4 protein-coding genes are annotated in these 3138 nt (G+C 33.9%); all 4 read left to right on the top strand.

The annotated features are described in order from the left end of the window. Positions 1 to 639, top strand: a 639-nt coding sequence (locus PKN74_RS08170) for a transaldolase family protein (RefSeq protein ID WP_472310342.1), incomplete at its 5' end; no start/stop codon positions are given. 2 nt (positions 640 to 641) lie between these two features. Beyond that, positions 642 to 947: a hypothetical protein gene (locus PKN74_RS08175; RefSeq protein WP_472310344.1), complete on the top strand. Its 306-nt coding sequence runs from the start codon at positions 642 to 644 to the stop codon at positions 945 to 947. Next, positions 937 to 2091: a UxaA family hydrolase gene (locus PKN74_RS08180; RefSeq protein WP_472310345.1), complete on the top strand. Its 1155-nt coding sequence runs from the start codon at positions 937 to 939 to the stop codon at positions 2089 to 2091. The genes PKN74_RS08175 and PKN74_RS08180 overlap by 11 nt, the downstream gene beginning before the upstream one ends. A 4-nt stretch (positions 2092 to 2095) precedes the next feature. Next, on the top strand, positions 2096 to 3138 hold a 1043-nt coding region (locus PKN74_RS08185; RefSeq protein WP_472310346.1), incomplete at its 3' end, for a lactate racemase domain-containing protein.

Genomic DNA, 3138 nt, shown 5'->3' on the forward strand with positions numbered 1-3138 from the left:
GACGAAATCGTCTATGCAATTGAAAAATGGGGTATTGAAGGAGTTACAAGCAATCCAAGACACATAAAAAACTCAGGTAAATCTATGGAATATTTTATGAATGAAGCAAAGAAAGTAGTTGAAAATACCAACATAACAGTCAGTGTTGAAGTCGATCCACACCTTAATAAAGCTGAAAAAATCGCAGAAGAAGCTAAAAGAATTGCAAGCATTTCCGAAAATTTTGTTGTAAAAATTCCTGCAACAGAGGAAGGATTATATGCAGTTAAATTATTAAAAGATACATCAGTCAAAGTAAATGTCACGTTAGTATTTAATCCTGTACAAGCTTTACAAGCTGCTAGAATGGGGGCATACTACATTAGTCCATTTGTTGGCTGGAGAGAGGAAAGAGGAGAAAACAATATAAACTATGTTTCAGACATAGTCAATGCAGTTCACAATTATGGATTTAAATCTCAAGTTCTCATTGCAGCAATACGAAACGCCAAACAAATTATCGAAGCTATTAACGCAAAAGCGGATATCTTAACCGCAGGTTTTGAAGTATACAAGAACGCTTTTGATACACCATACACCAAGATGGGGCTAGATATCTTCAGTCAAGCTTGGGATGAAATAAAAAAGCAGGAGGGATGAAAATGGCATTTTACAAATTCTTGGTTCACAAAGAAGGAGACAGTGTAGGAATTGCAACAGATGATCTACAACCACATGAAAAAGTCAAAGGAAAAGTATTAGAAGGTGAAGAAGAATACGAAATAAATGTGCTTATGGAAATACCTTTAGGATACAAAATAAGTTTAAAAGACATCGAAGAGGGAGAAGAAATCATTGAGTATGGAGAAAAAATCGGAAAAGCTATTAAACCTATAAAAAAAGGTGAGATGGTACACGTTCATAACATAAAAAGTATCATATGGGGAGGTAACAAAGATGGAGAATAAGATATTTGGTTATGTCAGAGAAAACGGAAAAATAGGGGTTAGAAACCATGTTTTAATTATCCCTGTTGATGATATATCAAATTCTGCAGCAGTTGCAGTTGAAAATATAATTCATGGAACCTTAGCTATTCCTCACCATTATGGAAGATTGCAGTTTGGTAAAGATCTTGAATTATTTTTCAAAACCATGATTGGAGCTGGTTCTAATCCAAACGTTGCAGCAGCTATAGTTGTAGGAATTGAACCAAAATGGGCAAATAAAATAGCTCAAGGAATTGCTGAAACAGGCAAACCAGTAGAGGCTTTCTACATAGAAAAAAATGGGGAACTCAAAACAATTGAAAAAATGTGCCGTTCTGCTGTTAGAATGGTAGAACATGCAACAAGCTTAAAAAAAGAATGGGTTAATTTTTCTGATATCACAATTAGTTTAAAATGCGGAGAATCTGATACAACCTCAGGATTAGCTTCAAATAGGATAGTTGGCAGATTTACAGAAAAATTTTTACAAAATAATGGAACCGTTCTATTTGGAGAAACAACTGAATTAACAGGAGCAGAGCACATAGTTGCCCAGCGTTTAAAAAAAGAAGAAGACAGAAATAAGTTCTTAAAAATGTTCAATGAATACCAAGAGTTAATCAAAGAACAAGGCGTTGATTTATTAGGTTCACAACCAACTGAAGGCAATATTGCAGGTGGATTAAGTACGATTGAAGAAAAGGCACTTGGAAACATTCAAAAGATTGGAAATGCAAAAATCGATAGTGCATTAGATTATGGTGAACAACCTGTTGGAAAAGGCTTACACTTTATGAACACCTCATCAGCTGCGGCTGAGGCAGTGACACTTTTTGCAGCAGCAGGGGCTGTTGTTCACCTTTTCCCAACAGGTCAAGGAAATATTATTGGTAACCCGATTATTCCTGTAATCAAAATTACTGCAAACCCAAACACGGTCAAATATATGTCAGAACACATTGACCTTGACGCCTCAGGATTATTAAATCTTAGAGAAAATTTGGATCACTATGCCGACTGTTTATGGAATAAAATAATAGAAACTGCAAACGGAAAATTTGTAAAAGCAGAAATACTAAAACATAGAGAGTTTGTCTTAACAAAATTATATCCGAGTGCGTGATAAAATGAAAGAAGTACTCATCCCTTTTGGAAAAAGCAAATTAAAAATTACACTTAAAAATCAAATTGTAGATGTAATAGACACAGATAAAAATAGAAATATCAAACTTACTGATGAAGAGACGATAAAAATCGTTGATTCATTTACAAGATCTTTATCCCTAAAAGACAAAAACGACGTGGCAATAGCCATTCCCGATATCTCTAGACCTAAAATCCCTGAAACTATATTTTGCCGACTTTTGGAAAACTTATTAAAATCCTTTGATGGTTTGATAAAAATATTTGTTGGAACCGGACTGCATAACTTTAGTATTTCAGATAAGGAATTGCTAATACCTAAAAATTATGCCAATAATAAACGGATAAAAGTATATTTTCATGATGCCAAAAGAGGCAACAACGTCTTTCTAGGTAAAACAAAAAGAAACACACCTATTTACATTGAAAAAGAATATTACCTAAGTGATCTAAAAATGTCTATTGGTGTAGTAGAACCTCATCAATTTGCTGGCTTTTCTGGAGGGGCGAAAGGAGTTGCAATAGGATTAGCAAGTGACGAAACAATATCTAAAAACCATAAACTAATAACAGATCCTAGATCTAGAATGGGTGTTATAGCAAATAACCCCCTAAGAGAAGACATTGAAGAAGCTGGATTAATGATAAAAATAGACTATTTAATAAACATCGTAATGAATACAAACAACGAACCTATGCAAATATTTTGTGGAGATAATCCTGATTCGTTTAATGAGGCAGTAAATTACATAAAAAAACTATCAGGTTACCCTGTAAAAAGGAAATATGATTTAGCCATCACTTCTCCTGGCGGATTTCCTCGAGACATAGATCTGTATCAAGCCCAAAAGGCTTTAACTCCTGCATTATCATTTTGTAAACATGGAGGTAGTATCTTACTTGTATCTGAATGTTCTAGAGGATTTGGAGAAACTAGCTATATTGATTTAATAAAAAAATATAAAACTGCTGAAGATGTTATTAATAATTTTGACGCTGAAAACTTCATTGTAGGACCTCATAAAGC

The organism is Defluviitoga sp., assembly GCF_035349255.1.
Taxonomy (GTDB): Bacteria; Thermotogota; Thermotogae; order Petrotogales; family Petrotogaceae; genus Defluviitoga.

Bases quoted from the DNA above. Each gene is read 5' to 3' on its own strand.
- PKN74_RS08175 (WP_472310344.1), top strand. From the start codon at position 642: ATGGCATTTTACAAATTCTTGGTTCACAAAGAAGGAGACAGTGTAGGA.
- PKN74_RS08180 (WP_472310345.1), top strand. From the start codon at position 937: ATGGAGAATAAGATATTTGGTTATGTCAGAGAAAACGGAAAAATAGGG.